General features: G+C 66.3%; 26 protein-coding genes. 20 read left to right on the forward strand and 6 right to left on the reverse strand.

Annotated elements, in window-relative coordinates:
• Window positions 1-35: 35 nt before the first annotated feature.
• The 14 genes from gyrA (at window position 36) to CCR84_RS15345 (ending at window position 17,951) form a co-directional block, all read left to right on the forward strand.
• The gene (gene gyrA, locus CCR84_RS15280) at window positions 36-2,684 is read left to right on the forward strand and encodes a DNA gyrase subunit A (protein WP_201214119.1); all 2,649 of its coding nucleotides are present in this window, start codon (window positions 36-38) and stop codon (window positions 2,682-2,684) included.
• A gap of 4 nt (window positions 2,685-2,688) precedes the next feature.
• Window positions 2,689-3,768, forward strand: a complete 1,080-nt coding sequence (serC, locus tag CCR84_RS15285; RefSeq protein ID WP_201214121.1) for a 3-phosphoserine/phosphohydroxythreonine transaminase — start codon at window positions 2,689-2,691, stop codon at window positions 3,766-3,768.
• Window positions 3,768-4,859 carry a prephenate dehydratase gene (gene pheA, locus CCR84_RS15290; protein WP_201214123.1) on the forward strand — a complete coding sequence of 364 codons (1,092 nt, stop codon included), beginning with the start codon at window positions 3,768-3,770 and terminating at the stop codon, window positions 4,857-4,859. Before serC ends, pheA begins: the two co-directional genes overlap by 1 nt.
• A gap of 24 nt (window positions 4,860-4,883) precedes the next feature.
• Window positions 4,884-5,993, forward strand: a complete 1,110-nt coding sequence (gene hisC / locus CCR84_RS15295) for a histidinol-phosphate transaminase (protein WP_201214125.1) — start codon at window positions 4,884-4,886, stop codon at window positions 5,991-5,993.
• A gap of 35 nt (window positions 5,994-6,028) precedes the next feature.
• Complete coding sequence (locus tag CCR84_RS15300; RefSeq protein ID WP_201214127.1) at window positions 6,029-6,916, forward strand: prephenate dehydrogenase/arogenate dehydrogenase family protein; 888 nt, start codon at window positions 6,029-6,031, stop codon at window positions 6,914-6,916.
• Between the two features lie 450 nt (window positions 6,917-7,366).
• Window positions 7,367-9,352 carry a bifunctional 3-phosphoshikimate 1-carboxyvinyltransferase/cytidylate kinase gene (locus CCR84_RS15305; RefSeq protein WP_201214129.1) on the forward strand — a complete coding sequence of 662 codons (1,986 nt, stop codon included), beginning with the start codon at window positions 7,367-7,369 and terminating at the stop codon, window positions 9,350-9,352.
• Window positions 9,353-9,589: 237 nt separating this feature from the next.
• The gene (rpsA, locus tag CCR84_RS15310) at window positions 9,590-11,281 is read left to right on the forward strand and encodes a 30S ribosomal protein S1 (RefSeq protein WP_201214445.1); all 1,692 of its coding nucleotides are present in this window, start codon (window positions 9,590-9,592) and stop codon (window positions 11,279-11,281) included.
• A gap of 10 nt (window positions 11,282-11,291) precedes the next feature.
• Complete coding sequence (locus tag CCR84_RS15315) at window positions 11,292-11,576, forward strand: integration host factor subunit beta (protein WP_201214131.1); 285 nt, start codon at window positions 11,292-11,294, stop codon at window positions 11,574-11,576.
• Between the two features lie 169 nt (window positions 11,577-11,745).
• The gene (gene lapB, locus CCR84_RS15320) at window positions 11,746-12,912 is read left to right on the forward strand and encodes a lipopolysaccharide assembly protein LapB (RefSeq protein ID WP_420825403.1); all 1,167 of its coding nucleotides are present in this window, start codon (window positions 11,746-11,748) and stop codon (window positions 12,910-12,912) included.
• A 9-nt stretch (window positions 12,913-12,921) separates the two neighbouring features.
• On the forward strand, window positions 12,922-14,247 hold the full coding sequence (locus CCR84_RS15325) for a UDP-glucose dehydrogenase family protein (RefSeq protein ID WP_201214135.1): 1,326 nt from the start codon (window positions 12,922-12,924) through the stop codon (window positions 14,245-14,247).
• The gene (gene rfaE1, locus CCR84_RS15330; protein ID WP_201214142.1) at window positions 14,247-15,203 is read left to right on the forward strand and encodes a D-glycero-beta-D-manno-heptose-7-phosphate kinase; all 957 of its coding nucleotides are present in this window, start codon (window positions 14,247-14,249) and stop codon (window positions 15,201-15,203) included. The genes CCR84_RS15325 and rfaE1 overlap by 1 nt, the downstream gene beginning before the upstream one ends.
• Before the next feature lie 9 nt (window positions 15,204-15,212).
• Complete coding sequence (gene rfaD / locus CCR84_RS15335; protein ID WP_201214144.1) at window positions 15,213-16,208, forward strand: ADP-glyceromanno-heptose 6-epimerase; 996 nt, start codon at window positions 15,213-15,215, stop codon at window positions 16,206-16,208.
• 19 nt (window positions 16,209-16,227) lie between these two features.
• The gene (gene cysM / locus CCR84_RS15340) at window positions 16,228-17,139 is read left to right on the forward strand and encodes a cysteine synthase CysM (protein WP_201214146.1); all 912 of its coding nucleotides are present in this window, start codon (window positions 16,228-16,230) and stop codon (window positions 17,137-17,139) included.
• A 14-nt stretch (window positions 17,140-17,153) separates the two neighbouring features.
• A complete protein-coding gene (locus CCR84_RS15345) occupies window positions 17,154-17,951 on the forward strand; it encodes a 3'-5' exonuclease (protein ID WP_201214148.1) in 798 nt (265 codons plus the stop codon).
• Window positions 17,952-18,011: 60 nt separating this feature from the next.
• Here the strand turns inward: CCR84_RS15345 and CCR84_RS15350 are convergent, their stop codons facing one another.
• The 6 genes from CCR84_RS15350 to CCR84_RS15375 form a co-directional block, all read right to left on the reverse strand.
• Window positions 18,012-18,389 (reverse strand): hypothetical protein, encoded by a 378-nt coding sequence (locus CCR84_RS15350; protein ID WP_201214150.1) that lies wholly within the window; start codon window positions 18,387-18,389, stop codon window positions 18,012-18,014.
• 38 nt (window positions 18,390-18,427) lie between these two features.
• A complete protein-coding gene (locus CCR84_RS15355) occupies window positions 18,428-18,739 on the reverse strand; it encodes a hypothetical protein (protein ID WP_207186304.1) in 312 nt (103 codons plus the stop codon).
• An 80-nt stretch (window positions 18,740-18,819) separates the two neighbouring features.
• Window positions 18,820-19,191, reverse strand: coding sequence for a hypothetical protein (locus tag CCR84_RS15360; protein ID WP_201214154.1), 372 nt, complete (start codon window positions 19,189-19,191; stop codon window positions 18,820-18,822).
• Window positions 19,192-19,260: 69 nt separating this feature from the next.
• Window positions 19,261-19,932: an OmpA family protein gene (locus tag CCR84_RS15365; protein ID WP_201214156.1), complete on the reverse strand. Its 672-nt coding sequence runs from the start codon at window positions 19,930-19,932 to the stop codon at window positions 19,261-19,263.
• A gap of 7 nt (window positions 19,933-19,939) precedes the next feature.
• Window positions 19,940-20,275 carry a hypothetical protein gene (locus tag CCR84_RS15370; RefSeq protein WP_201214158.1) on the reverse strand — a complete coding sequence of 112 codons (336 nt, stop codon included), beginning with the start codon at window positions 20,273-20,275 and terminating at the stop codon, window positions 19,940-19,942.
• A gap of 18 nt (window positions 20,276-20,293) precedes the next feature.
• A complete protein-coding gene (locus tag CCR84_RS15375; RefSeq protein ID WP_201214160.1) occupies window positions 20,294-20,617 on the reverse strand; it encodes a hypothetical protein in 324 nt (107 codons plus the stop codon).
• Between the two features lie 289 nt (window positions 20,618-20,906).
• Here CCR84_RS15375 and CCR84_RS15380 point away from each other — a divergent pair, with 289 nt between their 5' ends.
• From CCR84_RS15380 to CCR84_RS15405, 6 genes are all read left to right on the forward strand, one after another.
• Complete coding sequence (locus CCR84_RS15380) at window positions 20,907-22,439, forward strand: DUF4384 domain-containing protein (RefSeq protein WP_201214162.1); 1,533 nt, start codon at window positions 20,907-20,909, stop codon at window positions 22,437-22,439.
• Between the two features lie 18 nt (window positions 22,440-22,457).
• On the forward strand, window positions 22,458-22,958 hold the full coding sequence (locus CCR84_RS15385; RefSeq protein ID WP_201214164.1) for a hypothetical protein: 501 nt from the start codon (window positions 22,458-22,460) through the stop codon (window positions 22,956-22,958).
• 16 nt (window positions 22,959-22,974) lie between these two features.
• Window positions 22,975-23,397: a hypothetical protein gene (locus CCR84_RS15390; RefSeq protein WP_201214166.1), complete on the forward strand. Its 423-nt coding sequence runs from the start codon at window positions 22,975-22,977 to the stop codon at window positions 23,395-23,397.
• Window positions 23,394-23,960: a hypothetical protein gene (locus CCR84_RS15395; protein WP_201214168.1), complete on the forward strand. Its 567-nt coding sequence runs from the start codon at window positions 23,394-23,396 to the stop codon at window positions 23,958-23,960. Before CCR84_RS15390 ends, CCR84_RS15395 begins: the two co-directional genes overlap by 4 nt.
• Window positions 23,957-24,886: a hypothetical protein gene (locus tag CCR84_RS15400; protein WP_201214170.1), complete on the forward strand. Its 930-nt coding sequence runs from the start codon at window positions 23,957-23,959 to the stop codon at window positions 24,884-24,886. The genes CCR84_RS15395 and CCR84_RS15400 overlap by 4 nt, the downstream gene beginning before the upstream one ends.
• 86 nt (window positions 24,887-24,972) lie before the next feature.
• The gene (locus CCR84_RS15405) at window positions 24,973-25,632 is read left to right on the forward strand and encodes a hypothetical protein (protein WP_201214172.1); all 660 of its coding nucleotides are present in this window, start codon (window positions 24,973-24,975) and stop codon (window positions 25,630-25,632) included.
• Window positions 25,633-25,679: the final 47 nt, after the last annotated feature.

Here is a 25,679-nt window from a genome sequence, read left to right on the forward strand (position 1 = left end):
CACCCTGCCAAAGCCCCGCTTTCACCGGATAGAAGATGGAATCATTCGCCAAGGAAACGCTTCCCGTCAGCCTCGAAGAGGAGATGCGCCGGTCGTATCTCGACTACGCGATGAGCGTCATCGTCGGTCGTGCCTTGCCCGACGCACGCGACGGACTGAAGCCGGTGCATCGGCGTGTGCTCTACGCGATGCACGAGCTTTCCAACGACTGGAACAAGCCCTACAAGAAGTCGGCGCGCATCGTCGGTGACGTCATCGGTAAGTACCACCCGCACGGCGACACCGCGGTCTATGACACTATCGTGCGCATGGCGCAGGACTTTTCCTTGCGCTACATGCTGGTGCAGGGGCAGGGCAACTTCGGCTCGGTCGACGGCGACAGCGCCGCGGCGATGCGTTATACCGAAGTGCGCATGGCCAGGATCGGCCACGAACTGCTGGCCGACATCGACAAGGATACGGTCGACTTCGGGCCGAATTACGATGGCTCGGAACAGGAGCCGCTGATCCTGCCGGCGAAGATCCCGAACCTCCTGATCAACGGTTCGTCGGGGATTGCGGTCGGCATGGCGACCAACATCCCGCCGCACAACCTGAACGAAGTCGTCGACGCCTGCCTCGCGCTGCTCGCCAACCCGCACATGACGGTCGACGAACTGATCGAGATCATCCCGGCGCCGGACTTCCCGACCGCGGGCATCATCTACGGCGTCGCCGGCGTGCGCGAGGGCTACCGCACCGGCCGCGGTCGCGTGCTCATGCGCGGCCGCACCCACTTCGAGCCGATCAAGGGCAGCAACGACCGCCAGGCGATCATCATCGACGAGCTGCCCTACCAGGTGAACAAGAAGAGCCTGGTCGAGAAGATCGCCGAACTCGTCAACGAGAAGAAGATCGACGGCATTTCCGACCTGCGCGACGAGTCGGACAAGTCCGGGATGCGCGTCGTCATCGAGCTGAAGCGCGGCGAACTGCCGGACATCGTGCTCAACAACCTGTACAAGCAGACGCAGCTGCAGGACACCTTCGGCATGAACATGGTGGCACTGGTCGATGGCCAGCCGCGCCTCCTCAATCTCAAGCAGATGCTCGACTGCTTCCTGACGCACCGGCGCGAGGTGATCACCCGGCGCACGGTGTTCGAGCTCAGGAAGGCGCGCGAGCGCGCGCACATCCAGGAGGGCCTCGCCGTCGCGCTCGACAACGTCGACGAGATCATCGCGCTGATCAAGGCCTCGCCGACTCCGGCCGACGCGCGGCGCGGGCTGATGGGCAAGCTGTGGACTTCGCCGACGGTGGCGCAGATGCTCCAGCGCGCGACGCTCGACGCGACGCGTCCGGAAGGGCTCGCCATCGAGTACGGCCTGTCGGCGAGCGGCTACCTGCTCTCCGAAGCGCAGGCGCAGGCGATCCTCGAACTAAGGCTGCAGCGCCTGACCGGTCTCGAACGCGACAAGATCGTCGCCGACTTCGCCGATCTGCTGGAAACCATCGCCGACCTGATGGACATCCTGGCACGCCCCGAGCGCATCACCGAGATCATCGGTGAGGAACTCACCGCGATCCGCGCGCAGTTCGGTGACAAGCGCCGCTCCGAGATCGTCCTGCACACGCAGGACCTCGGCATCGAGGACTTCATCACGCCGACCGACATGGTGGTGACGCTGTCGCATGCGGGCTACATCAAGGCGCAGCCGCTCGCCGACTACAGCGCGCAGCGGCGCGGTGGTCGCGGCAAGCAGGCGGCGCAGATCAAGGAAGACGATTTCGTCGACCACCTTTTTGTCGCCAACACGCACGACTACATCCTGTGCTTCTCCAACCGTGGACGCGTGTACTGGCTCAAGGTCTATGAGGCGCCGCAGGGCGGGCGGCAGAGCCGCGGCAAGCCGATCATCAATCTCTTCCCGCTCGAGGAGGGCGAGAAGATCAATGCGATCCTGCCGGTCAAGGAATTTGCCGACGACCGCTACGTGTTCATGGCCACCGCGCAGGGCACGGTCAAGAAGACGCCCCTGTCCGACTTCTCCAACCCGCGCAAGGCCGGCATCATCGCCGTCGTCCTCGACGAGGGTGACTTCCTGATCGGCGCCGAGATCACCGGCGGCAGCCACGACATCATCCTCGTCTCCGACGCCGGCAAGGCGGCCTGGTTCGACGAGGAGGACGTGCGCCCGATGGGGCGCGCGGCGCGCGGCGTGCGCGGAATGAAGCTCGGCGAGGGGCAGCAGGTGCTCTCGCTCCTGGTCGCCGAGAACGAGCAGCAGACGGTGCTGGTCGCCACCGAGAACGGCTACGGCAAGCGCACGGCCTTGTCCGAGTTCCGCCACGCCGGCCGCGGTACGCAGGGGGTGATCGCCATCGCCGCCAGCGAGCGCAACGGCAAGGTCGTCGCCGCGCGCCTCGTGCAGGACAGCGACGAGATCATGCTGATCACTACCGGCGGCGTGCTGATCCGCACGCGCGTAAGCGAGATCCGCGAACTCGGCCGTGCCACCCAAGGCGTGACGCTGATCGCGCTCGATCCGGGCGAGAAGCTCGCCGGCCTGGAGAAGGTCGTCGAGAGCGACGATGCTGCCGAAAGTGGTGGCGATAATGCAGCCAAAAGCGCCGAAAATGCAGGTAACGGCGGCGAAAATGATGCGAACGACGGTGCCGGTGCCGGCACGCCAGTGGAGGAATAGGAAGATGGCGCGCGTTTGGAACTTCAGTGCCGGGCCGGCGACCCTGCCCCTGCCCGTGCTCGAGCGGATTCGTGACGAGTTGCTCGACTGGCACGGGGCAGGCATGGGCGTGATGGAGATGAGCCATCGCGGCAAGCAGTTCACCTCGATCATCGAGGCGGCCGAGGCCGACCTGCGTGAGCTGCTCAATATTCCGGCGAACTACCGGGTGCTCTTCCTGCAGGGCGGCGCGACCCAGCAGTTTGCGCAGATTCCCATGAACCTGCTCGGTGCCGGACGTTCGGCAGACTACATCGTCACCGGCGCCTGGTCGAAGAAGGCCTTTGCCGAGGCGAAGCGCTTCGGCGCCGTGCGCTGCGCCGCGTCGACCGAGGCCGAGGGCTTCCTGAACCTGCCGAAGGCCCACGACTTCGACGCGGCCGCCGCCTATGTGCACCTGTGCACCAACGAGACGATCCACGGCGTCGAGTATCTCGCCGATCCCGTGCTGCCCGGCGCGGCGCCGCTGGTGGCCGACATGAGCTCGCATCTCCTGTCTCGGCCGGTCGATGTCAGTCGCTACGGCATGATCTACGGCGGCGCGCAGAAGAACGTCGGCCCGGCGGGATTGACCCTGGTCATCGTTCGCGACGACCTCGTCGGCCATGCGCCTGCGTCTATACCGACGGTGATGGACTACGCGGTGCAGGCCGCCAATGGCTCGATGCTGAACACGCCCCCGACCTTCCCCATCTACGCCGCCGGCCTCGTCTTCCAGTGGCTCAAGGCCGAGGGCGGCCTGGCCGCGATCGACCGCGTCAATGCCGAGAAGGCGGCGCTGCTCTACGCCTGCATCGACAACTCGGGCGGCTTCTACCGCAACCCGGTCGATCCGGCCTGTCGCTCGCGCATGAACGTCCCGTTCACGCTGGCCGACCCTGCGCTCGATGCGGCCTTCCTCGCCGAGAGCCAGCAGGCCGGCCTCGTCGGCCTCAAGGGGCACAAGTCCTTCGGCGGCATGCGCGCTTCGATCTACAACGCGCTGCCGCTCTCCGGCGTGCAGGCGCTGGTCGAGTTCATGAACGAGTTCGCGAGGCGGCACTGATGAGCGAGGAACTGGGCAAGGCAATCGGCGTCGTGCGCGCCGAGATCGACGCGATCGACGACCAACTTCTGCATCTCCTCAACGAGCGCGCACGCTGCGCGCAGCGCGTCGGCGAGATCAAGGCGCAGCACGGCGAAGCTGGCTTCGTCTATCGCCCCGAGCGCGAGGCGCAGATCCTGCGCCGCCTGCAGGAGGCCAATCCGGGACCACTGGCCAACGACAATGTCACCTGGCTGTTCCGGCAGGTGATGTCGATCTGCCTGTCGCTGGAGCAGCCGCTCTCGGTCGCCTTCCTCGGGCCGCTCGGCACCTTCTCCGAGAGTGCTGCGGTGCGCCACTTCGGCCACGCCGCGCGCCTGCTGCCGCAGATCTCGATCGACGACGTCTTTCGCGAGGTCGAGGCCAACCACGCCGATTTCGCCGTCGTTCCGATCGAGAATTCGACCGAGGGCGCGATCGGCCGCACGCTCGACCTGCTGCTGACGACGCCGCTCAAGGTCTGCGGCGAGGTCGTGCTGCGCATCCACCAGCATCTGCTCACCAAGGCGACCTCGCTCGGCGAGATCAAGCGCGTCTATTCGCACGCACAGTCGCTGGCACAGTGCCACGAGTGGCTGAACCGCACGCTGCCGGGCGCGCAGCGCGTGCCGGTCGGCAGCAACGCACAGGCGGCGCAGCTGGCCGCCTCTGAACCCGATGCGGCGGCCATCGCCGGCGACGCGGCCGGCGAGCGCTACGACCTGCCCAAGCTCGCCGCCAGCATCGAGGACGAGCCGAACAACACGACGCGTTTCGTCGTCCTCGGCCGTCACGACGCCGGCCGCTCCGGACGCGACAAGACGTCCCTGGTGATGTCGGCACCGAACCGCACCGGCTCGCTGTCGTACCTCCTCGCGCCTTTCTCCGAGCACGGCGTCTCGATGACGCGACTGGAGTCGCGTCCTTCGCGCCACACGCTCTGGGAATACGTCTTCTTCGTCGATCTCGAAGGGCACCACGACGACGCCAACGTCCGTGCCGCGCTCGAAGAGCTCAGCCGCCGTGCCGCCTACCTGAAGACGCTCGGCTCCTACCCCGTCGCCGTCTTCTGACGCCCTCCATCGAACCCGAGAACCATGTCCGCCAAATCTTCCGCCTCCCTCTTCGATCTCTCTCCCGCGCACGTGCGCGCCATCTCGCCCTATCAGCCGGGCAAGCCGATCACCCAACTCGCCCGCGAGATGGGAATTCCGGTCGAGCGCATCGTCAAGCTCGCCTCGAACGAGAACCCGCTCGGCATGAGCCCGAAGGCGCGTGCCGCGGTCGAGCGCGAGATCGCTTCGCTCGAACGCTATCCCGACGATTTCGAACTGAAGTCGGCGCTGGCCGGACATCACGGCGTCGGCATGGAGCACCTCGTCATCGGCAACGGCTCGAACGACGTGCTCGACCTCGTCGCCCGCGTCTTCCTGACGCCGGGAACGTCCGCGGTCTTCTCGCAGCACGCTTTCGCCGTCTATCCGCTCGCCTCGCTCTCCGCCGGCGCCGAGCTGATTGCCGTGCCGGCGAAGGAGTTCGGCCATGACCTCGACGCGATGCTGGCTGCCGTTCGGCCCGACACGCGCGTGGTATGGATCGCCAACCCGAACAACCCGACCGGCACCTTCCTGCCGGCGCCGGCCTTGCTCGCTTTCCTGCGCGCGCTGCCCGGCGACGTCGCCGTCGTCCTCGACGAGGCCTACACCGAGTACCTGGCGCCGGCCGAGCGCGTCGATACCGTCGCCTGGGTCAGGGATTTCCCCAACCTGATCGTCACCCGGACCTTCTCCAAGATCTACGGTCTCGCCGGCCTGCGCGTCGGCTACGGCGTCGCCGAGGCTGGCGTCGCCGATCTGATGAACCGTGTCCGGCAGCCGTTCAACTGCAACAACCTGGCGCTCGCCGGAGCTGCCGCGGCGCTGACCGACCACACCTTCCTCGCCGAGAGCTATGCCGTCAACCACGCCGGCATGGAGCAGATCGTCGCCGGCCTGAAGCGCCTCGGGCTGCGCCACATCCCCTCGCACGGCAACTTCGTGACCTTCCACGTCGGTGACGGCGCGGGTGTCAACCAGCGCCTGCTCAAGCAGGGGGTGATCGTCCGTCCGATCGCCGGCTACGGCATGCCCGAGTGGCTGCGCGTGACGATCGGCCGCGAGGCCGACAACGAGCGCTTCCTCTCCGCACTGGCGTCCGCCCTGCCGTGAGCGCTGGCGCTCCTCCCGTGCCCGAGGCCGCGGCCGTGAGCAGAGGCGAGGCGGCCCGGCCGGCCTTCGGCAAGATCCTGATCTTCGGCGTCGGCCTGATCGGCGGCTCGTTTGCGCTGGCCCTGAAGGCGGCGGCCGACGTCGCCGAGGTGGTCGGCTTCGGGCGCAGCGCGGACTCGCTGAACGAGGCGCTGGCGCTCGGCATCATCGACCGCATCGGCATCGACCCGGCTCTGGAAGTCGGCGACGCCGACCTCGTCCTGGTCGCCGCCCCGGTCGGTGCGACCGGCGACATCCTGGCGCGGATCGCGCCCGGTCTCGGCCCGCGCACCATCGTCACCGACGCCGGCAGCACCAAGAGCGACGTCGTCGCTGCCGCGCGCGCGGCGCTCGGCGAGCGCATCGGCCAGTTCGTTCCCGCGCATCCGATCGCCGGTGCCGAGAACAGCGGCGCCGCCGCCGCCCGCGTCGATCTCTACCGCGGGCGCAAGGTCGTCCTCACGCCGCTCGCCGAGAACCCGGTCGCCGCCGTGGACCGGGTGCGCGCGGCCTGGGTCGCTTGTGGCGCCGAGGTGCGCGAACTGAGCCCGCAGCGCCACGACGAGGTCTTCGCCGCGGTCAGCCACCTGCCGCACCTGCTTTCCTTCGCGCTGGTTCACGACCTCGCCCTGCGCGACGAGCGCGACACCTTCTTCACTTACGCCGCCAGCGGTTTCCGCGACTTCACGCGCATCGCCGCGAGTCATCCGGAGATGTGGCGCGACATCTGTCTTGCCAACCACGAGGCGCTGCTCGTCGAACTCGACCGCTATCGCGCCGAACTCGACGACTTGCGCGTCGCGCTCGCCAGCGGTGACGGCGAGCGCCTGCAGCAGGTCTTCGCGGTCGCGCGGTCCGCCCGCCGTGCCTGGCAGCAAAGCTGAAGTCACGCTCCCGCTCAGCGCGCACCCAAGGATCATGGCGAGTCCGGCCCAGACCATCACACATGCCCGTACGGGACGATTCGACAGGCGCGGCGCAAGACCCCGTCGTAGGAGCGCCGGCAGGCGCGAAGCGGCGCTTGTGCATGCGGCTGCTTCATGCGCAAGGGCAGGGCGAGTCACGACCGCCGCCACGCACCGCCGCCGATTCGCATCGATCCGGTCATTGCGAGGCGCGCAGCGCCGTGGCAATCCAGTTCGTTCTTCTATTTCCGCGGTCTTGCCGCTTGTCGCCGTGCGACCCGAAGCGAGCCCTACGCACTGGATCGCCACGCCCTACGGGCTCGCGATGACGAGCCGTTGCGCGGGGCTGCAAATGTGCTTCATCCCCGCGCATTTTTTCGCCCAGACCCCAACATCCCGATACTGCAAGCGAACCAGGAGTTTCTGCTGATGGATTTCATCGATCTGCCGCAATGGCGGGAAGCGCGCGGGGTCGTGCGCCTGCCCGGTTCGAAGAGCATTTCCAACCGCGTGCTGCTGCTCGCCGCGCTCGCCGACGGCGTCACCGAAGTGCGCGACCTGCTCGCTTCCGACGACACCGCGCGCATGCTCGACGCGCTGAAGACGCTCGGCGTGCGCATCGAAGAGGAAGCGGCCGCGGCGGGCGAGCCGGCCGCGTTGCGCGTGCACGGCGTCGGCGGTGTCTTCCCGGTGCGCGAGGCCGATCTCTTCCTCGGCAATGCCGGGACGGCCTTTCGTCCGCTGACCGCGGCGCTGGCCTTTGCCGGCGGCAACTACGTCCTTCGCGGAACGCCGCGCATGCACGAGCGGCCGATCGGCGATCTCGTCGACGCGCTGCGCCAGGCCGGCGCCGACATCCGCTATCTCGGCAACGAGGGCTATCCGCCGCTGGCGATCGGACCGGCGCGAGGTCTTGCCGCGGATGGTTCCGGGCGGCTCATCCGTGTTCGTGGCGACGTCTCCAGCCAGTTCCTGAGCGGCCTGCTGATGGCGCTGCCGCAGGCCGGCGGCGCCACGGTCGAGGTGCTCGGCGAGCTGATTTCCCGGCCTTACATCGACATCACCCTGGCCACGATGGGACGCTTCGGCGTTGTTCCCGCGGCCGACGGCAAGGCGCGTTTCGTCGTTCCGGCGGCGGCCTACCGCTCGCCGGGCCTCGTCCATGTCGAGGGCGACGCCTCCGCCGCCTCGTACTTCCTCGCGCTCGGGGCCCTGGGAATGCCGGGCGGCAGGGCGATTCGCGTCGAGGGCGTCGGCAGCGATTCGGTCCAGGGCGACGTCCGTTTTGCCGATGCGCTGGTGGCGATGGGCGCGCGCATCACGCTCGGGGCGAACTGGATCGAGGCAGCGCCGCCGGCAGAAGGGCGGCTGCGCGGCATCGATCTCGACTGCAACCACATCCCCGACGCGGCTATGACGCTGGTGCCGCTGGCGCTGTTCGCCGAAGGGCCGACGATCCTGCGCAACATCGGCAGCTGGCGCGTCAAGGAGACCGACCGCCTGCGCGCGATGGCAACCGAGGTCGCCAAGTTCGGCGCCCGGGTCGAGGAGGGCGCCGACTGGCTGCGCATCGAGCCGCCCGCACCGGGCGGCCTGCGTCCGGCGACCATCGACACCTACGACGATCACCGCATCGCGATGTGTTTCTCGCTCGCTGCGGTCGGTGTCCCGGTGCGCATCAACGATCCGGGCTGCGTCGCCAAGACCTTTCCCGATTACTTCGAACGCCTGGCGACGCTGACCGAAGCGGTACCGGTGATCGACATCGACGGCCCGTCCGCCTCCGGCAAGGGGACGGTCGCTGCGCGCGTGGCGGCGGCGCTCGGCTGGAATTATCTCGACTCGGGTGCGCTCTACCGGCTGACGGCACTGGCTGCGCAGCGCGCCGGGGTCGCCTGGGACGACGAGGCGGGCGTCGCGGCGATCGCTGCCGGGCTCGACGTCGTCTTCGGCGTCGACTCGATCCTGCTCGCGGGCGAGGAAGTCGGTGAGGCGATCCGCAGCGAGGAAATCTCCTCGGGCGCCTCGCAGGTGGCTGCGCTGCCGGCGGTGCGTTCGGCACTGCTGTTCCGCCAGCGCGCCTTCCGCCGCGCGCCCGGCCTCGTCGCCGATGGCCGCGACATGGCCTCGGTCGTCTTCCCCGACGCGGCGACCAAGGTCTTCCTCACGGCCAGCGTCGAGGCGCGCGCTGACCGCCGCCATAAGCAGTTGATCAGCAAAGGAATCGCTGCTAAACTCACGCCTCTTTTGCAGGAGATGCGCGAACGCGACGAACGCGACCGCAGTCGCAGCGTTGCGCCGCTCCAGCAAAGCGCGGACGCCCGTCTGCTCGACACCACCGATCTCTCGATCGAGGCGGCGGTGGCGCAGGTGCTGGCGTGGGCGCGCCCGACGCTGTCGATCGATCAGGATTGACCGCGGGTCTTTCGTTTCACCGGGCGGCATCCAGGTTTCCGCGGTAGTTCCGGACGCATTCGCCGCGCGTCCGCTTCCTGGTGTCGTCCTTCCGACGCGCCGTTCTGCCGTGCTTCGCGCAAGACGAAGCCGGACAGTCCGGCGCGCTTCGTTTCAGGCCGGTGTTCTCGCCTGGCGTCGAGGAGGGCGATCGTGTTCAACCCAACCCGCCATCGTGCGGTCAGGTCCCTCATCCACATGTCTGCCAATCTCTCCATGCAAGAAAGCTTCGCCGCGCTTTTCGAAGAAAGCCTCCAGCGCCAGGAAATGCGCCAAGGTGAAGTCATCACTGCCGAAGTCGTCCGCGTCGACCAGAACTTTGTCGTCGTCAATGCCGGTCTGAAGTCGGAAAGCTACATCGACGTCGAAGAATTCCTGAACGATCAGGGCGAACTCGAAGTTGCCGCCGGTGACTTCGTCCAGGTTGCCATCGAGCAACTCGAAAACGGTTTCGGTGAGACGCGTCTGTCGCGCGACCGCGCCAAGCGTGTCGCCGCCTGGAACGCGCTGGAGCAGGCATTGAACGACGGCTCCCTGGTCGCCGGCACCATCACCGGCAAGGTCAAGGGCGGTCTCACCGTCATGACCCACGGCGTGCGCGCCTTCCTGCCCGGATCGCTGGTCGACATGCGTCCGGTCAAGGACACCACCCCGTACGAAGGCAAGACCTTCGAATTCAAGGTCATCAAGCTCGACCGCAAGCGCAACAACGTCGTCGTCTCGCGTCGTGCGGTGCTCGAAGCGACCGTCGGCGAAGAACGCGAAGCGCTGCTCGCCAACCTCAAGGAAGGCAGCATCGTCAAGGGCGTGGTCAAGAACATCACCGACTACGGTGCATTCGTTGACCTCGGCGGCATCGACGGCCTCCTGCACATCACCGACCTGGCCTGGCGCCGTGTCCGTCACCCGTCCGAAGTGCTGGCCGTCGGCGACGAAGTGCAAGCCAAGATCCTCAAGTTCGACCAGGAGAAGAACCGCGTCTCGCTGGGTCTCAAGCAACTCGGCGAAGATCCGTGGGTCGGCATCTCGCGTCGTTACCCGCAAGGCACCCGCCTGTTCGGCAAGGTCACCAACCTGACCGACTACGGCGCGTTCGTCGAAATCGAACAGGGCATCGAAGGCCTGGTGCACGTCTCCGAGATGGACTGGACCAACAAGAACGTCCATCCGTCGAAGGTCGTCCAGCTCGGCGACGAAGTCGAAGTCATGATCCTCGAGATCGACGAAGACCGTCGTCGTATCTCCCTCGGCATGAAGCAGTGCGCTGCCAATCCGTGGGACGATTTCTCGATGAACCACAAGAAGGGCGACAAGGTCCGCGGCGCGATCAAGTCCATCACCGACTTCGGCGTCTTCATCGGCCTGCCCGGCGGCATCGACGGCCTGGTGCACCTGTCCGACCTGTCGTGGTCGATCCCCGGCGAAGAAGCGATCCGCAACTTCAAGAAGGGCGACGAAGTCGAGGCCGTGGTGCTGGCAATCGACACCGACAAGGAGCGTATCTCGCTCGGCATCAAGCAGCTCGAAGGCGACCCCTACACCAACTTCATCGCGACGCACGAGAAGAACACCATCGTTCGCGGCACGATCAAGTCGGTTGACGCCCGTGGCGCCGTGGTGACGCTGGCCGGCGACATGGACGGCTACCTGCGTGCTTCCGAAGCCTCGCGCGATCGCATCGACGACCTGCGCAGCGTCTACAAGGAAGGCGACGAGATCGAAGCGATGATCATCAACGTCGACCGCAAGTCGCGTTCGATCAACCTGTCGATCAAGGCCAAGGACCAGGCCGAGCAGCATGAAGCCATGCAGAAGTTCGCTGCGGAAAGCGGTGCCACTGCCGGTACGACCAACCTCGGCGCGCTGCTGAAGGCCAAGCTGAACCAGTAAGGCGAGTGGCATGACCAAGTCCGAGCTGATCGCGCAACTGGCCGAGCGGTTTCCGCAGCTGGTGGCGAAGGATGCCGATTTTGCCGTCAAGGTGATTCTTGATGCGATGTCCGAAGCGCTTGCGCAAGGGGATCGCATCGAGATCCGTGGCTTCGGCAGCTTCGCGCTGAACTACCGTCCGCCACGCATCGGTCGCAATCCAAAGTCCGGCGACAAGGTGAACGTTCCCGAAAAATGGGTTCCTCACTTCAAGGCCGGCAAGGAGCTACGCGAGCGCGTCGACGACACGCTCTGAGGTGCTCTGAGCCACGCTCGGCTGTGGTAGATTCGGGGGCAGTGACGCAAGTTGCTGCCCCTTTTTCGTGCGTGCTGGCCGACGTTGCCATGCTCTCCGCACGCCGTCGCAGCGGGACGCGCAGCCCGCCGCGCCTGCAACGGCATGCCCATCTGACTTCAGCCCAATGATCGAATTCGAATACTGGCAGCTCCTGCTGTTTCCGCTGTTCTTCGCGCTCGGCTGGGCCGCGGCGCGCATCGACATCCGTCACCTGATCAAGGAATCGCGCGAGCTGCCGCGTTCCTATTTTCAGGGGCTCAATTTCCTCCTCAACGAACAGCCCGACCGGGCGGTGGAGGCCTTCGTCGATGCGGTCAGGGTGGACCCGCAGACGGTCGAGCTGCACTTCGCGCTGGGCGCGCTGTTCCGCCGTCGTGGCGAGACCGAGCGCGCGATCCGCATGCACCAGAACCTGGTCGATCGCGAGGACCTGCCGCAGGAACTCAAGCTGCAGGCGCTCGCCGAACTCGGCCAGGATTTCCTCAAGGCCGGTCTGCTCGACCGCGCCGAGGACATCTTCAACAAACTGCGTGGCACCGCCGAGGACGACGCGGCCAAGCGCAACCTGCTCGAGATCTACCAGCTGGAGCGCGACTGGGAGAAGGCGATCGCGATCGCAGCCGAACTGCCCGACGTCGCCTCGCAGAAGGAAATCGCCGAGTACTACTGCGAGCTGGCCGCCGCCGAGATGATTCGCTCGCAACGCCATCTCGCGCGCGAACACCTGCAGATGGCGCTGGAGAAGAACCGCAAGTGCGTGCGCGCGAGCCTGCTCCACGGCGACCTGGAAATGCAGGCGGGCGACGACGCTGCAGCGATCGACTGGTGGCAGCGCATCGAGCAGCAGGATCCGATGTACCTGGCGCTGGTCGCGCAGCGTCTGCTCGATGCCTACCGCCGCCTCGAGCGTCGCGACGAGGGCCTGCAACTCCTGCGCGGCTACCTGGAACACTACCCCTCGCTCGATCTCCTCGACGTCGTCTTCCAGCTGGTGCTCGAGGGCGACGGTCCCGAAGCCGCGTACCGGCTGGTGCGTGACGAACTCAAGCGCAACCCGACGCTGCTCGGCTTCGACAAGCTGATTGAGGCACGCCTGCTGGTCGCTTCGCCCGAGATGCGCCCCGACCTCGATCTTGCCAAGAGCATCGTGCACGGCTACACGCGCCGTCTGGCGCGCTATCGGTGCGATAATTGCGGGTTCAAGGCGCGCCAGTTCTACTGGCGCTGTCCGGCCTGCGGTGGCTGGGAAACCTACCCGCCGAAGCGCAGCGAAGAATTCGACCTGACCCCCTAGGGAGCTATCTTGAAAGTTACCGTTGTTGGCACCGGCTACGTTGGCCTGGTGAGCGGCGCCTGTCTCGCCGAAGTCGGCAACGACGTCCTCTGTTTCGACGTCGACCCGGAAAAGATCCGCATCCTCAAGGAAGGCGGCATCCCGATCTTCGAGCCGGGCCTGCTCGACATGGTCCGCCGTAACGTCGCTGCCGGCCGCCTGCACTTCACCACCGATGTCGCCGAATCGGTCGCGCACGGCACCATCCAGTTCATCGCGGTCGGCACGCCGCCTGACGAGGACGGCTCGGCCGACCTCAAGTACGTGACCGCTGCCGCGCGCGCGATCGGTCGCCACATGGACGGCTACAAGGTCATCGTCGACAAGTCCACGGTCCCCGTCGGCACCGCCGACAAGGTGCGCGCAGCGATCGCCGAGGAACTCGCCCAGCGCGGTGTCGCGCCCGACTTCTCGGTCGTCTCCAACCCCGAGTTCCTCAAGGAAGGCGCCGCGGTCGAGGACTTCATGCGTCCCGACCGCATCGTCGTCGGTGCCGACGAGGCGCGCGCGATCGAGCTGATGCGCGCGCTCTACGCACCGTTCCAGCGCAACCACGAGCGCCTGATCATCATGGACGTGCGCTCGGCCGAACTGACCAAGTACGCGGCCAACGCGATGCTCGCCACCCGCATCAGCTTCATGAACGAGCTGGCCAACCTGGCCGAGAAGCTGGGCGCCGACATCGAGATGGTGCGTCAGGGGATCGGTTCCGACCCGCGCATCGGCTACCACTTCCTTTATCCCGGCTGCGGCTACGGCGGGTCCTGCTTCCCGAAGGACGTCCAAGCGCTGCAGCGCACCGCGCGTCTCGACGCCGGCATCGAGTTGAAGGTCCTCAATGCAGTCGAGGAAGCCAACGACGCGCAGAAGCGCGTGCTCACCGCCAAGGTGCATGCGCGCTTCGGCGCCGATCTTTCCGGCCGTCGCTTTGCCGTCTGGGGGCTTGCCTTCAAGCCGAACACCGACGACATGCGCGAGGCGCCGAGCCGGCAGCTGATCGCCGACCTGTTCGCCGCCGGCGCGACGGTCACCGCCTACGACCCTGTCGCGATGCACGAGGCGCAGCGCATCTTCGCCGGCGAGACGCGGCTTGCCTTCGCCGACAGCCCGCTCGCTGCACTCGACGGTGCCGACGCCCTGATCATCGTCACCGAGTGGAAGGAATTCCGTAGCCCCGACTTCGAAGTGGTCAAGGCGCGCCTGAAACAGCCGCTGATCTTCGACGGGCGCAACCTGTACGAGCCGAAGCTCCCGCGCAGTTGCGGCATCGAGTACCACGCGATCGGACGCCTCTGATGCGCGCCCCCGACTTTTCCGCCGCGCGCGTGCTCGTGGTCGGCGACGTGATGCTCGACCGCTACTGGTTCGGCGAGGTTTCGCGCATCTCGCCTGAAGCGCCGGTGCCGGTGGTCAAGGTCGAACGCAGCGAGGAGCGCCCGGGCGGTGCGGCCAACGTCGCGCGCAACGCCGCGGCGCTCGGCGCGCAGGTCGGCCTGCTCTCGGTCGTCGGCGACGACGAGCCGGGGCGGACGCTGGCGCGGCTGATGCACGAGGGCCACATCGACGCCAACCTGCACGTCGATCCGGCGATCAGCACGACCGTCAAGCTGCGCGTGATCGGCCGCCAGCAGCAACTCCTGCGCATCGATTTCGAGACGGTCCCCTCGCACGAGAGCCTGCTCGCCAAGCTCGCCGAGTTCCAGAAGCGCCTGCCCGACTGCGACGTGGTCGCGCTCTCCGACTACGGCAAGGGCGGGCTCGTGCATATCGGCGAGATGATCCGGCTGGCGCGCGCTGCCGGCAAGAAGGTGATCGTCGACCCGAAGGGCGACGATTACTCGCGCTACGCAGGCGCCACCGTGATCACGCCGAACCGCGGCGAACTGCGCGAGGTGGTCGGCCGCTGGCAGGACGATGAAGACCTCCGCCACCGCGCCGAGATGCTGCGCCGCGAACTCGACCTCGAGGCGCTGCTGGTGACGCGCAGCGAGGAGGGGATGAGCCTCTTCCACGCCGGTGGCGCCATCCACCAAGGCGCGCTTGCGCGCGAGGTCTATGATGTCTCGGGCGCCGGCGACACCGTCGTCGCCACGTTGGCCGCGATGCTCGCCTGTGGCGCCGGCTGGGCCGACGCGATCCATGTCGCCAACGTCGCCGCCGGCATCGTCGTCGGCAAGCTGGGTACCGCCACCGTTGCGCGCGCCGAGCTGGATGCCCAACTCGGCGCCGCGCTCGACGCCACGCAGAACTGAGGATTCCCCATGTACACGATCGTCACCGGCGCCGCCGGCTTCATTGGTTCCAACCTCGTCCGTGCGCTCAACCAGCGCGGCAACAAGAACATCATCGCCGTCGACAACCTGAAGCGTGCCGAGAAGTTCAAGAACCTCGTCGATTGCGAGATCGCCGATTATCTCGACAAGCACGAATTCATCGAGCGCGTGCAGGCCGGCGATTTCGACGGCGAGGTCGACGCGATCCTGCACCAGGGCGCCTGCTCCGACACCATGGAGAGCGACGGCCATTACATGATGGAGAACAACTACCGCTACTCGCTGACCCTGCTCGACTGGTGCCTCGACCAGGAGGTGCAGTTGCTCTACGCGTCGTCCGCGGCGACCTACGGCGGCGGCGGTGTCTTCCGCGAGGAGCGCGGCTGCGAGTCGCCGCTCAACGTCTATGGCTACTCGAAGTTCCTGTTCGACCAGATCGTTCGCCGCCGCCTGCCGGAAGCCTCGTCGCAGGTGGTCGGTTTCCGTTACTTCAACGTCTATGGTCCGCGCGAGAGCCACAAGGGGCGGATGGCTTCGGTCGCCTTCCATCACTTCAACCAGTTCCGTGCCGACGGCAAGGTCCGCCTGTTCGAGGGCTGCGACGGCTACGCCAACGGCGGGCAGCAGCGCGACTTCATTCACGTCGACGATATCGTCGCGGTGAACCTGTGGTTCCTCGATCGCGAGCGCAAGTCGGGCATCTATAACCTCGGCACCGGGCGCGCGCAGAGCTTCAACGACGTCGCCGTGGCCGGGGTCAACAAGCAGCGCGAACTGGCCGGCGAGGCGCCGCTGCCGCTTGCCGAACTGGTCGAACGCGGCTTGATCGAGTACGTGCCATTCCCCGAAGCGCTCAAGGGCAAGTACCAGAGCTTCACTCAGGCCGACCAGACGCGGCTGCGCGCGGCCGGTTACGAGGCGCCTTTCCTGACCGTCGAAGAGGGCGTCGGCAGGTACGTCGAGTGGCTGCACCAGCATGTCTGAGGCGAATGTTATGAGTGCGATGAGTGCGACAAACTACGCGACGCTCTCCGACTGCGTCGGCGCAACGCCCCTCGTTCGCCTGCAGCGCCTGCCCGGCGCAGCGATCGCGGCGCGGGGCAACGTCATCCTGGCCAAGCTGGAGGGCGACAATCCCGCGGGATCGGTCAAGGACCGGCCGGCGTTGTCGATGATCGTCCGCGCCGAGACGCGCGGCGACATCCGTCCCGGCGACACGCTGATCGAGGCGACCTCGGGCAATACCGGCATCGCGCTGGCGATGGCGGCGGCGATGCGCGGCTACCGCATGGTGCTGGTGATGCCCGAGAACCAGAGCGTCGAGCGCCGGCAGACGATGCGCGCCTACGGCGCCGAACTGGTGCTGACGCCGCGCGAGGGCGGCATGGAACTCGCGCGCGACGTCGCCGTCCGCCTGCGCGACGAGCGCAAGGGTGTCATCCTCGACCAGTTCGCCAACCCCGACAATCCGCTCGCGCATTACGAGGGCACCGGCCCCGAGATCTGGCAGCAGACCGAAGGGCGCGTCACGCACTTCGTCAGCAGCATGGGGACGACCGGGACGATCATGGGTGTCTCGCGCTACCTGAAGGAGGTGAATCCCGCGATCACCATCGTCGGCTGCCAGCCCGAGGACGGTTCGCAGATCCCGGGGATCCGCAAGTGGCCCGAAGCCTACCTGCCGAAGATCTTCGATCGTTCGCGCGTCGACCGCATCGAGTCGGTGAGCCAGGGAACGGCGGAGGAAATGACGCGGCGACTGGCGCGCGAGGAAGGCATCTTCGCCGGCGTCTCCTCGGGCGGCGCGCTCGCCGTCGCCCTGCGCATCGCCGCCGAAGTCGAGAACGCGACCATCGTCAGCATCGTCTGCGACCGCGGCGACCGCTACCTGTCCACCGGCGTTTTCCCCGCCTGAAAGATCATGCCACCATGAAGCCGATGCTCGTTTTCGACATCGAAACGATTCCCGACGTCGCCGGCTTGCGCCGCCTGCACGGCCTCGACGACAGCTTGTCGGACAGCGAGGTTGCCGAACTGGCCTTCCAGCAGCGGCGGGTACAGAACGGTACCGACTTCCTGCCGCTGCACCTGCAGCGCGTCGTCGTCATCTCCTGCGTCCTGCGTGCCGGACGGGATCTCCGCGTCTGGTCCCTGGCAGAACCCGAGCAACGCGAGGGCGAGATCATCCAGCGCTTCTTCGACGGCATCGAGAAGTTCACGCCGCAGATCGTCTCCTGGAACGGCGGCGGCTTCGACCTGCCGGTGCTGCACTACCGCGGCCTGATCCACGGCGTCAGCGCGCCGCGCTACTGGGATCTCGGCGACGGTGACTACGCCGACAGCCGCGACTTCAAGTGGAACAACTACATCAGCCGTTACCACATGCGCCATCTCGACCTGATGGATCTCTTGGCGATGTATCAGCCGCGCGCCAGCGCCCCGCTCGACGACCTGGCCAAGCTGATCGGCTTTCCCGGCAAACTCGGCATGGACGGAAGCAAGGTCTGGGAAGCGTGGTGCGCGGGCCAGATCGCCGAAATCCGTGACTACTGCGAGACCGACGTGGTCAACACCTACCTGGTGACGACCCGTTTCCGCCTGATGCGCGGCGAACTCTCGCGCGAGGAATACGAACAGGAAGTCGCCTTCGTGCGCAGTTCGCTCGCGCGCCTAGACAAGGCCCATTGGCGGGAATATCTGGCGGCGTGGGAAGTTCCGGCCGCCTGAACTCCTCAGCGAATCCCGGAGGAAGGGGATCCTCCGGGCGTGAATCGCTGCAAGGCGGTCTCAGTTGCCGCCGATGGTGCCGACGTCGTTGGTCGCCTTGTTGCCCCTGCCGACGGCGACGGCATTCACGTTGCGGGCGTTGGCGTTGATCGCGGTGTTGCCCTGGATCTGGGTTCCACCCTTGATCGAGCCGACTGCGTTCTTCGCGGTATTGCCCTGGCCGACGGCGACCGCGTTCACGTTCTGCGCGTTGGCATTGATCGCCGTGTTACCCTGGATATTGACCCCGCCGGGATTGGCGGCCTGGCTGCCGCCGCTGTAGCCGCCGACGGCGGCACCGCCCGCGCCGGCAACACCGCCGGCACCACCCGACTGTTGGGCGAGGGCGATCGATGACGATGCAGCAAGGGCCAGCGCCACGATGAAAGATGCGCGCATTTTTACCTCCGATTGGTCGAGAAGTGATCGATGCCGGCTCACTTGCCGCCGATGCCACCGACGTCGTTGCCGGCAGAGTTCTTGTTGCCGACCGCCAGCGAGTTCACCTTCTGGGCGTTCACATTGACGCGGGTCGTGCCCTGAATCTGGACATTGTCCCTGAGCGAACCAACCGCGTTGTGGGCTGCACTGTCATCGCCGGCAGCCACCGCCCCCATGTTCAGGGCGCCCGCATTCACCTGGGTTTCTCCCTGAATCTGGACGCCGCGTGGACTGCTCGAGCGCTGCACCGCATCCTCATCCTGCGCGAGGACCGTGCCGGCAGTCAGGGTGAGAAGCGCAAGCGACAAGAGTGTTCGCATGGTCTGCCATTCCGTCTGTGGGCGGAGGGAGCCCGGCGCTCGTACGCCGGGTTTCCTCCGCCGGGACATCAACGACCGCCGATGGTGCCGACGTCGTTGGTTGCCTTGTTGCCCTGGCCGACGGCGACGGCATTGACGTTACGGGCGTTGGCGTTGATCGCCGTGTTGCCCTGGATGTTGGTCCCCGCCTTGATCGAACCGACGGCGTTCTTGGCCGTGTTGCCTTGGCCGACGGCGACAGCGTTCACGTTTTCGGCATTGGCGTTGATCGCCGTGTTGCCCTGGATGTTGACGCCGCCGGTGGCCGCTTGATAGCCGCTACCGCCGCCACTGGCACCGGCGCCCGGAGTTCCGGCGCCGCCGCCAGCCCCGCCATATTGCTGAGCCAGAGCAAAGGAAGAAGCGGTCATCAGCGCGATGACGAGAAGAGACTTACGCATGATTCAGACCTCCTGAACATTGATGGAAGAGCAGGCATCCGGATGAATGCTGGCTGCTCGCTGCTCCGCTCAACCGCCGATGCGGAATTGCACCCGGCGGTTTTTCGGATTGGTTGGCTCCATGCCGGGCAGGGGTTCGCTGAAACCCTTGCCGACCGGCATGAGGCGCATCGGGTCGATCCGGTAATGGTCGATCAGGTAATTGGTCACGGAATAGGCGCGTTCGCGCGACAGCACGGCGTTGCGCGCGGCGGGACCGGACTTGTCGGTATGGCCCTCGACGATCAGGCGCATGCTCGTATCCTTCTGCATCAGTCCGGCGATCGACTCGAGGAAGGGCACCGATTCGGGCAGGATGTTCGAACTATTGACGCTGAAGTTGATCGGGAAGGCAATGGCGCGATCGCTCGCCTGCGCCGGTGCGGGGGCTGGCGCGGGCGGCGGCGAATAGGATTCAGCAGGCTGTGCGGTTTGTGCCGTCTGCGGCCGGGCCTGCGGGCGTGGTGCAGCGGCTGCGGGCTGCGCGGCCGGTGCTTCGCTCTCGGCCGGGGTCGAGTCCCCGAAGACGATCGCGCGCGTCCTCGGTTTCCTGACTTCGCCGCCATCGCCACCGGTGAGCTGGCGCTGCAATTCCTCGACGCTCGGCGCCTTGTCGTACAACTTCACGTCGCCCGACCAGGCGAAACCCGACATCAGTATAAGCGCGCCGGCCAGACCGGTCTGAAGGCTGATCTTGTTCATGATTCTCTCACTTGCAGACGTTGATGATTTCCTTGGAGGTGACGATCACCTCCTTGGGGGCTTTTTCGCCAGGCTTCGTGGTGCCCACGTTCATCGTGCAGGTTCCGGCCCTCTTGCTGCCGATGTTGACCTGCGACTGCTGCTGCTGACGCGTGTAGCCGTCGGTGTTGCCGCTCTGCATGTAGCCACGCGCCAGCGCCTTGTTGACCTTGCCCTGGCCCGAGGTGTTGAGGTGGCTGCCCTTGTTGAGTTCTGCCAGCGCGTGCGTTGAGGCGAGCATGCCTGCTGCGACGAGAGCGGTGATCAGGCCCTTGAGCAGCGGGGTGGCGGTTGGTGTGCGCATGATTTCCTCCGCGAAGGATCAGTTGCAGTCGGGGTCGGCGCCCTTGGTGCCGATGTTCACGCAACCCTTCTTGCCGCGACCGCTGACCACGTTGGAGACGTTCTTGACGTCGACCGTGATGTTGGTGTTCTCGCGGCTGTTGCCCTTGACACTGCCGATGCTGGTCTTGGCCGTGTTGTTGCTGCCGGTGGCAATGGTGTTGACGTTGCCCGCGCTGACGTTGATCTTGGTGTTGCCGCGGATGACGCCGCCTTCGCTCTGGGCCAGTGCGGCGGGCACCGACGCGAACAAGGTCAGCCCGAGCAGGCTGGCGAGGGTGGCAGTGATGGCGCAGGATTTCATGGTCCGGCTCCTCAGTGATGTTGCGATGCCCAGGGGACGTCGCGGAACAACAACTGTCGCTGCGGACTGCAGGCGCCGCAAGCTGTCTCGGCGGAACGTAAGCGCCGGGAATCGCTTTTCTTGCGGCAGATGCAGGACTGCCTTAGGCGACTCTTTGTACTTACTTTGGTTATATCTTGCGCGCGCAGATATCGTGTGTCAAGATGAACTCAAGAAGTTTTTCACCGATCCGCAAGGCGCTCCGACGCCTCCGAGCCGAGCGACCTGTAATTTTGCAAAGGAGCTCAAGATGGCCATCCGTCCGATCAGGGAACCGAGGCGTCTGCTTGCCGGGATGTGTGTCGCGACCATGCTGGCGGGGTGCGTGACCGACGCGCCGAAACCCGAGACGGCAACCGTCGCTGCGGCGGTGAAGACGCCGGTCAGCAAGACGGTCAGCAATTTCACCCCGGCACTGCGCTGCATGGATGACCTCCTGCTGGCCTACGGCAAGCGCGACATCGTCATCACCACGGCCGGCATCCCCGATTCGACGGGCAAGGTGCAGACCGGAACCAAGGAAATGCTGATTTCGGCCGCGTCGAAGATGTCGATCAAGAGTCGGGCGCTGACCTTCATCGACTACGACACCGAGCGCAACGACCTGCTGGCGCTGTTCCAGGATATCCAGGCAGCCGGTGCCTTCAACCACAAGCTGCCGAACTACTACATCCGCGGGGCGATCACGCAACTCGACGAGAACGCGATCGACGCCCAGGCAGGCGGCGGGCTCGCCTTGCCCTTCCTCGACGTCGGCGTCAGCAAGGATCAGGTTTCCTCGATCGTCGCCATGGATCTCAACATCGGCGAGACGACCACGCGCATGATCCTTCCCGGCGTCAATGCGAGCAATTCCCTGGTCATCTCGCGTGCCGGCAAGTCGGCCGACCTCGGCGGCAAGATCGGCAAAGCCGGTTTTGCCTTCAACATGTCCTTGAACAAGTCGGAGGGGCTCGGCGCCGGCGTACGCGCGCTGGTCGAGCTCGGCATGATCGAACTGGTCGGCAAGCTGACCGGGACCCCATACTGGAAGTGCCTGGAGATCGACAAGACCAATCCGGTGATGATCGAGCAGGCGCGTGAATGGTACGACGGCATGACGCCGCAGGATCGCATCAAGCTGGTGCAGCGCAAACTCGCCGGCTTCGGCGCCTACTCGGGGCCGGTCAATGGAATCGTTTCGCGCGACCTGACCGAGGCGGTCGGGCGCTACCAGGCGGAAAACGGTCTGGTTGCCGACGGCCGCGTCAATTTCGACCTGTACTACAGCCTGCTCGATGCCGATCAGCCGCTGGCGGCCGATCCGACGCCGAAGCCGGCGGCGCTGACGAGTGTCGCGCCCGCGCCGGGAACGGGTGCGACGCAGGCGCTTTCCCTCAAGCTCGACAGCGATCGCGGCCAGCGCCCGAGCTATCGTCCGCAGGAGTTCCTGCAGGCGCGCGTGCAACTGACCGCTGACGGCGTCCTTTACTGCTACTACCGCGACGTCTCGGGGGCGATTGCCCGCATCTATCCGAATCGCTTCAGCCCCGATCCGTTCGTCAAGGCCAACAAGTCGCTGACCCTGCCGCCCGAGAACTCGCCGTTCAAGATCAGGTTCGACCAGGCGGGGCGGGAGCAGATCGCCTGTTACGCGAGCGCGCGCGATCTGGCGCTGCCGCAGAACCTCAAGGGGGCTGACCTGACGCCGCTGAAGGTGGGGTCCATGGACGAAATTGCAGGTGCCTTCCGTAAGTCGAATCCGTCGGTGGCCGAAGGAAAGCTGGACATCCTCATCCAGTGATGAATCCGGGAGTTCGCCATGTGCCTGCGCGGCCTCGCCTTCGGCGTCTGTCTCGCTGCACTCGCCCCCCAGGCGGCCAGCGCGGGAGAGATCGTGATCCTGCAGCCTGCGGGCGACGAGACAGGCGTCGAGCGTGCAGCGACGCGTTCGGCGGCCGAGGCGCGCCACTACCGGAACGGGACTGAGGCGCCGCTCCTGATCGAGGAGGGTATCGCCGGGCGCAACGAGGCCGAGCGTGCCAGCGACGACGCGCAGTACTACCTGCGCGAGTCGTCCGAAGGCGAGCCGTTCGCCGGCGACGGGACGACGATCATCCTGCGCGCGGTACCTCCGACCGAGGCCGAACGCCTGCGTCAGCGCGCGCGCGCGCTGGTCGCTCCGCCGGCCCAGCCCAACCGCGTGCGTCAATGCACCGAGGTCGCCAACAGCGTCGGCATGGTCGGCGAGGGCGCTGGCGCGCAGCGCAGCAACAGCGTCATCGAGAGCGGGGGCTCGGCGGTTAACCTCAACTGCAAGTAAGGAAGGGGAGTTCATCATGAATGTCATGAGAAGCGTTCCGCGATTCCTTGGTGTGGCAGTCGCGCTGCTCGGCGGCGCCGGGATGACGATGGCCCAGGTCAGCATCCGCAGTCCCGGTCAGGAGATCAACGTCAGCGGCGGCGAGGTCAGCATCCGCAGCGATGGCGGTGCTTCTGTCGTTTCTGGAAGCGGTGCGGCGCGTGCCGACAGCGTTACCTCGATCGCCACCGGCGGCAGCGAGGCCAGCGTCAATGTCGGCGGCATCGGCAGCCAGGTCGACGTGCAGGGAGTCGCTGTCGTCAATGGCAAGGTCTATATCGACAACAAGGAGATTCCCCCCGGCGTCACTCGCTACAAGTCGCCGCGCACGGGGACGGTCTATCTGATCCAGCGCCGCGGCGGTGCCGTCAGCGTCAGCAGCGAAGGTGGCGCCAAATGAAAAACCGACTGTGTGCCCTCGCGGCCTCTGCCAGCCTCGCGCTGCTGATTGCGCCGGCGAGTGGCGAGATCCTCCTCCTTCCCGATGGCGGTGTCGCCAGCGTCGATCCCGAATACGCCTACGCGCATCCGGCGCTGCCCTCGCTGGTGTTCGCCTCGCCGGCATTGAGGCAGATGGCGATCCTGCCGCCCTCACCGGTATTCGTCAGTCCGCCGCCGCTGCTCATGCGCTCGGGCGCCGCGCCGTTTCCGCTCTATCCACCGTCGGTCTATGGGGGTGGGCTGAATGTTCCGGTGCGCCCGAGCAACCGTGACGTCAATGCCTACAACCTGCAGCGTGCGCACGCCTTCGGCCAGCAACTGTATTACCGCGAGAATTCTTTGAGTTTCGGCGGTTTTGCGCCGGTGTTCGGCGCTTACGGCTACGGCGGCCTGATGCCGCTCTATCCGCCGGCCAGCGCGGCTGGCTTCAATCAGCCGGCCCGTCCGAGCAACCGCGACATCAATACCTACAACCTGGAACGCGCGCACCGTTTCAGCACCGATAGCTACCGTCAGCCATGAAGAACCTGGGGCGCCTGTTCGCGGTCCTGCTGCTCGCGCTCTGCCTGCCTTTCACGGCGCCGCTGCTGGCCGACGAAGGGGGGCAGGAGCCGGCAGCAACTTACTCGCTGCCATCGGCACGCGTCGCCGATTTCTCCTCGATCCTGGCCGCGCGCAGCGACGAGGTCACGCTCTACGAATACGGCGGCCGCTCGGCGATCCTGATCCTGGATTTTCCCTCGCTCGCCGAGCAGGGGCGCATGTTCAACCGGGTCGGCGCGCTGGTCGAGCGCCTCGGCGCGCCGCGCGGGCGGGTGATGAGCAACGAGGAACTGGCCGGATTCATCCGTTCGGTCGGCAAGACCGAGGCGACCTTCGCCTACGGCAACGATTTCATGGTCTCGGAACTAGTGGTCTTCTTCAATCTGGCCGATCTCGGCGGTGTCCGCCTCAACGCCGAGGAAATCGCGCTGCGCCAGCTGTTGCTCGACCGCCGCCTGCTCGTCATGCGCCGCGGCTTCTACCAGGCGGTCAGTCCGCGGGCGGTGATCCTTTCGATTCCGCAGGAAACCGGCGACCGATCCTTCACCCCGCGGGTCAGCGCGCTCGCGCGGCAGACCATCCTGATGCACGAGATCAGCCACGCCGAGTTCTACACCAATCGTCTCTACGCCGCCTACTGCCGCAAGTTCTGGAAGACGGTGCTCAGCGAGGAGCAGCGTGCCGCCTTCCGCAAGTTCCTCTCGGGCAGCAGCTACGACGCGAACAACGAGGAGATGATGATCAACGAGACGCAGGCCTACCTGCTCTATACGCCCGACCCGCGCGCCTTCAACGCACGCCTGGTCGGCATGAAGGACAAGGAAGTCGAGCTGCTGCGCGAGCGTTTCTGGGCGGGCTTCCCCGACGCCCCGCTGGCCGAGTTGCGCCGCCCAGCCAGTCTGTGATGCTTAGGCAATATACGGATTGAAAACGGTGTGCGTGCTCGCCGCGGGCTCGACGGGAATCGGCCCATTCGATTACAATTTTACACATGATGAAAGCACTGCTCGCTGCCTTCCTGCTCGCCTTGTTCCCGGCCTTGTCAGGGACGGCTGCTGCGCGCGAATTGCCCGACACGGCATTCATCATCAGGATCGAAGGAACGGTCAGCCGCCTCACCGCGCAAGGGGAGGAAGCGGTCGAGTCCTTCACCCGGCTCAAGCGCGGCGACCGGCTTGCCTTCGCCAGTGACGCTTGGGCGAAGATTTTCTACCTCGGCAACGGCCGCCAGGAGACCTGGCGCGGGGCGGGGCGTCTCGAGGTTGACGCCTCGGAAAGCCGCGCCTCGGGGCTGGCAGCGCCCGAACTCAGGCAACTGTCGCCGGGGGTGGTGCGCCAGATCGCGCGCACGCCTTCGAGCGACGCGGCCGCTTCGCCGCAGCCGGCCGGGCGCACGCGTGCCATCGGCAGTTTCGGCGGCACGGCACAGGTCGAGGCGACCTATCGCCGGCTGCGCCTGGAAGCGGCGCGCGGCGACCTCGACCCCGAGCTTTACCTCCTGTCCGGCCTGTTCGAGCTGCGTGAATTCGACCGCATCGAGCAGGTGGTCGCCGAACTGCGCAATTCGCGCCCGCACGACCCGCAGGTCGGGATGATCGTCGCCCTCTACGAGAAGGCGGTCAGGAATGCGCGCGAGGCCAGCGCCCACTAGTTTTTTCAATCGAGTCCGCAAGGGACCTTTTTTCAAGGGAGTGTTTC

The sequence above is a fragment of the Rhodocyclus purpureus genome (genome assembly GCF_016653115.1).
Taxonomy (GTDB): Bacteria; Pseudomonadota; Gammaproteobacteria; order Burkholderiales; family Rhodocyclaceae; genus Rhodocyclus; species Rhodocyclus purpureus.